Here is a 4,972-nt window from a genome sequence, read left to right on the forward strand (position 1 = left end):
GAGAAGGTTAGAGTCCCGCAGGTCGATTTCCCTTGTGTCTCAGTCGATCGAGTGAACATCGCCGATGTTCCCCCGATTTCGTCGGGGTACGTCATTAGGTTCTCGAGTGGACGGATCCGTCCCCGCCACCAAGGAGGAGAAATGCGCAGACACGTGCCCCTGCTCGCCACGACGGTGCTCGTCGCGGCGCTCATGGGGCCATCGAACGCGCAGGCGGGCGACGCCCTCCTGCTGCCCGACCTGAGGCAGGCCCCGGTGGGGTGCGCGGGCGGGCACGCGGGCGACCCGGCGAGCTGCACCGACTGGGACGTGTGCGTGGTGGCCGACCCGGCGTCACCCAACGGTCCGTGCGAGGACGAGGGCGCGGCGGTCCGGCTGCGCTTCACCACGTCGGCCGACAACGTCGGCGAGGGTCCCCTGCTGATCTACGGCAGCCGGCCGGACGAGCGGACGCCGACCATGACGGCGCGCCAGGCGTTCCAGTCCGCTGTGGACGGTTCGATACCGGCCTCGTACGAGAAGGCGCAGAACCCGATCCCGGCGACCCTGTACTACGAGCCGGCGCCGTCGCACACCCACTGGCACCTGCTCGGCTTCGAGCACTTCCAGCTGCGCACGCCGGACGGCCGGGTCGTGGTGACCGACCGCAAGACCGGCTTCTGCCTGGGCGACCGCTACCCGGTGCGGGACGAGCTGCCCCGCCGCCCGGGCGACCTGGACACGCCGGAGGGCAGGCTGGCGGACTACCTGCGCCTCAACCGCTGCGGCCACCACGCGCCGGGCGCGCTGGAGGTGGTCGAGGGCATCTCCGTGGGGTACGGCGACGACTACCGGCACACGGTCGACTTCCAGTGGCTCGACCTGACCAGGGTGAGGTCGGGCGTGTACGACGTGCTGAACGTCGTCAACGCGGACCGCTCGCTGGTGGAGGAGTCGTACGACAACAACGTGTCGTCGATGGCGATCTCGCTCCAGTGGCCGGGGGGAGCGGTCGAGCCGCCGAAGCGCATCACCTCGCCGCCGGAGGTGGAGCTGCTGCGCAACTGCCCCGGGAAGGCGTCGTGCTCGCGCCAGAAGGACGGCGTCGCGGTGCGCGACTTGCCTCGGTTGGAATCTGCCGTGCCTCGCTAGCGGGGTGGGGGTCGGCGAGGTCGGTCGGTGGGGCGTGGGGCGGGTCGGGAACTGGTGGACCGGGGCTGACAGCCGGTGAGCGGACCGGGCCGCGGGTTGGTGGGCTGGATCAGCCCGTCACCACCCTCGGTGAGACCGGGGTCACGTTCGTCGGGTGAGATCGGTGTCACCGTCGGCGGACGTCTCGAATCGGTTCTCTCGGTTTGTCCACGTCGGTCATCGGGAAACCGGTGGCGTCCGGACCGGCTGACCAGAGGGGCGAGGTCGTGTCGCTGCCCACCGACCACCGCGTGGCCGACACCATTGCCGACCCCGTTGTCGACCCCGTGCCCGTCTGCACGGTCGACCGCGTGCCCGACCCCGTGCCCGTCCGCACAGCCGACCACACGGCCGATCCTGTGCCCGACCGCACGGCCACCCAGGTGGGTGGTCAGGTGCTGGCGGGGCGCTACCGGTTGGCCGGGAAGCTGGGCACGGGCGGCATGGCCGAGGTCTACCGGGGCTGGGACGTGGTGTTGCGCCGGTACGTCGCGGTGAAGGTGTTCCGGGGCGAGGACCTGGTCGCGGGCAGCCGGTTCGACAACGAGGTGCGCACCCTGGCCGGCCTGTCGCACCCGGGGCTCGTCTCCGTGTACGACGCGGGGGAGTGCGGCGGTACGTCGTTCGTGGTCCTGCGACTGGTCGACGGCCCCACGCTCCGCGAGCGGTTGGCCGGTGGCCCGTTGACGCCCGCGCAGGCGCGGGCGCTCGGCGCGCTCCTCGCCGACGCCCTCGCCCACGTGCACCAGCACCGGGTCGTGCACCGCGACGTGAAGCCGTCCAACATCCTGCTCGACGAGGACGGCATCCCCTGCCTGGCCGACTTCGGCCTGGCGCGCTCGGCGGGCTCGACCAGGCTCACCAACGCCCGCCAGGTGGTCGGCACCGCCGCCTACCTGGCCCCCGAGCAGGTGCGCGGGGAGGACGTCGGCCCGCCCGCGGACGTCTACGCGCTCGGCCTCGTCCTGCTGGAGTGCCTTACCGGGCGGCGCGAGTACCAGGGCAGCCAGGTGGAGGCCGCGGTCGCCCGGCTGCACCGACCCCCGGACATCCCGCGCCACCTGCCCACCGACCTCACCCGCTTGCTCAGGCGCATGACGGCCCTGTCACCGCGCCAACGCCCCACCGCCGCCGAGTGCGCGGTCCTGCTGCGAACACCTTCCCAGCCGACGACGGTGTTCGCCGTCGAGCCCGACACCGGGGTCACCGGACCCGTGTCGAGGTCGCGGGCCAGGCTGGTGGTCGCGGGTGCGGCGGTGATCGCGGCCGTGGGCACGGCCTGGGCGGTCTCCGGCGAGTTCGACACCGCGCCACCGCGCCCGACAACCGGCTTCCACCAGCAACTACCCGGCTACCTGATGCCCTGACCCGCGCCGCTCGACCCCCGAGCCCCCTGCCCCACCGGCGTCAGAGCACCTCCGCGAGGAACCGCCCCACCACCTCGTTGAACGCCTCCGGCCGCTCCAGGTTCGGCAGGTGGCCCGCTCCCTCGATGACGGCGAGCGTCGCACCGGGGATCACCGCGTGCATCCTCCGCGCCACCTCGACCGGCGTGTACTCGTCCTCCGCGCCGACCACCACCAGCACCGGCACGGTGGCCCGAGCCAGCGACCCCACGTAATCGGGCCGCTCGGCCCGCCCCCGCAGCGCGGCGGCCGCGCCCTCGGGCGACGTGCCGCGCATCATCCGCAGCACGTGCTCCGCCACCTCGGGCAGGTCGCGGACGTTGCGCGGGGTGATCATCTTGTCCAGCACCTCGTCGGCGTACGGGGCCAGGCCCTCGCGCAGCAGCCGCTCGGCCACCGCACGCCTGGTGTCCCCGCCGGCCGGGGTGTCGGCCTCGGGGGAGGTGTCCGCGAGGATCATTGCACCGATCCGTTCCGGGTGGGATCGGTGCACTTCCATGACGATCTGCCCGCCCATGGACAACCCGCCCAGCACCACCCGTTCCAGCCCCAACCGGTCGAGCAGCGCGACCAGGTCGTCGGCGAACGCGCTCAGCGGCGTCTTGCCGGGCACCGCGCCCGACGCGTCGAGCGGCAACCCGGTCTCGCCGTAACCACGCAGGTCGGGCACGACGAGGCGACACGTCCCGGTGAACCGCTCCACCTGCGGCGCCCACATCGAGCGGTTGAACGGGTGGCCGTGCACCAGCACCACCGGCGTGCCGCCGCCCTTGTCGTCGTAGGCGACGTCGATTCCGTTCACCCGCATGGCGCCCCCCATTCCCTGTTGACGTCCCCAGCCTAGGAACCGCACCATCTCGGGGCAATCAAAACAATGCTCTCGGTGCAATGTGAGGTGCCGTGGACTACCGGGACATCGCGGACCGGCTCGCGCGCGACATCGCGGGTGGCGTGCTCAAGCCGGGCGACCGCCTGCCGCCCCAGCGCAGGTTCGCCCGCACCCACCGCATCGCCGTGTCCACGGCGGCCCGCGTGTACGGCGAGCTGGTCCGGCGGGGCCTGGCGGTCGGCGAGGTCGGGCGTGGCACGTTCATCCGCGCCGCGCCCCCGCCCGTCGAGACGGCGCTCGCCGAACCCGCCGACGCCCGCGTGGACCTGGAGTTCAACACCTGCGTCCTGCCCGGCCAGGCCGAACTGCTCGCACCGGCCCTCCACGACCTCGTCGACCGCGGGTTCGGCGAGGCGATGACGCCGATCGGCGTGCGCGGCACGGTCCAGGCCCGCGAGGCGGTGGCCCGCACGACCGCCCGCGACGGCTGGGCGCCCGACCCGCGACGCGTGGTGCTCACCGGCAACGGCAGGCAGGCGATCGCCGCCGCGGTGGCGGCCCTGGTGCCGGTCGGCGGTCGGCTCGGCGTCGAGGCCGTCACCTACCCCGCGGTCAAGGCCATCGCGACCCGCCTGGGCATCACGCTCGTGCCCCTGCCGGTGGACGACGCCGGCGTGCTGCCGCAGGCCGTCCGGGCGAGCGGCGTGCGCGCGCTCTACCTCCAGCCGGTGCTGCACAACCCGCTCGGCACGACCGCGACCGAACACCGGCGCGCCGAGCTGGCCCGGGCGGTGCGGGACTTGGACGCGCAGGTCGTCGAGGACGCCGTCTACGCGTTCCTGGGCCCCGGCCTGCCGCCCCTCGCGCCGGAGCGCACGACCGTGGTGGACAGCCTCTCCAAGCGCCTGGCGCCCGGCCTCACCCTGGGCTTCGCGATCCCGCCCGCGCACCTGGTCGACCGCGTGGCCGCCGCCGCCCGCTCCGGCGGCTGGACGCCCGGCCGCTTCGCCGTGACGGCCGCGACCGCCTGGATCTCGGACGGCACGGTCCAGTCCATAGTGGACCGGAAGCGCACCTTCGCCGCGCAACGCCAGCAGGTGGCCCGCGACCACCTCGCCGGCTTCGACATCCGCTCGGACCCGGGCGCCTTCCACTGCTGGTGGCGCCTGCCGGAACAGTGGCGGGCCGAGACGTTCGTGGCCGCCGCGGGCAGGCGGGGCATCGCCGTCACCCCCGCCGCCGCGTTCGCGGTCGTGCCCGGCCACGCGCCGAACGCCGTCCGCCTGGCCCTGGCCTCCACCCCCGCCGAGGTGCTGACCCAGGCGCTCGACACCCTGGCCGCCCTCGCGCGCGGCGGCCCGGAGGACGAAGCGGTCGAGTGAGGAGGGGGTGACGGCCGAACCGGGCTCGCCGCAGCGACACCGCGCACGAAACACGTGCACGCGACACCGCTGCGGAAGCCCGGCCCGACCTCCTAGGGCCTGTCCTCAAAGCGGGTGCGGTTGGTCTGCTTTGATCTTGGGTCGTGATCCGCAGGCACGAGTTGAGCGATGAGCAGTGGCGGACC

4 protein-coding genes are annotated in these 4,972 nt (G+C 73.5%); 3 read left to right on the plus strand and 1 reads right to left on the minus strand.

Annotated elements, in window-relative coordinates; translation table 11 throughout:
• Nucleotides 1-141: 141 nt before the first annotated feature.
• Nucleotides 142-1,131: a lysyl oxidase family protein gene (locus ACFV4N_RS39655; RefSeq protein ID WP_499677835.1), complete on the plus strand. Its 990-nt coding sequence runs from the start codon at nucleotides 142-144 to the stop codon at nucleotides 1,129-1,131.
• 266 nt (nucleotides 1,132-1,397) lie between these two features.
• Nucleotides 1,398-2,537 (plus strand): serine/threonine-protein kinase, encoded by a 1,140-nt coding sequence (locus ACFV4N_RS39660; protein ID WP_499677836.1) that lies wholly within the window; start codon nucleotides 1,398-1,400, stop codon nucleotides 2,535-2,537.
• Between the two features lie 40 nt (nucleotides 2,538-2,577).
• Here ACFV4N_RS39660 and ACFV4N_RS39665 read toward each other — a convergent pair whose 3' ends face one another.
• Nucleotides 2,578-3,384: an alpha/beta fold hydrolase gene (locus ACFV4N_RS39665; RefSeq protein ID WP_499677837.1), complete on the minus strand. Its 807-nt coding sequence runs from the start codon at nucleotides 3,382-3,384 to the stop codon at nucleotides 2,578-2,580.
• A gap of 92 nt (nucleotides 3,385-3,476) precedes the next feature.
• On the opposite strand from ACFV4N_RS39665, the gene ACFV4N_RS39670 reads away from it, so the two are divergent.
• The gene (locus ACFV4N_RS39670) at nucleotides 3,477-4,787 is read left to right on the plus strand and encodes an aminotransferase-like domain-containing protein (protein WP_499677838.1); all 1,311 of its coding nucleotides are present in this window, start codon (nucleotides 3,477-3,479) and stop codon (nucleotides 4,785-4,787) included.
• Nucleotides 4,788-4,972 lie beyond the last annotated feature (185 nt).

It is taken from the genome of Actinosynnema sp. NPDC059797 (assembly GCF_042732085.1).
Lineage (GTDB): Bacteria > Actinomycetota > Actinomycetes > Mycobacteriales > Pseudonocardiaceae > Actinosynnema.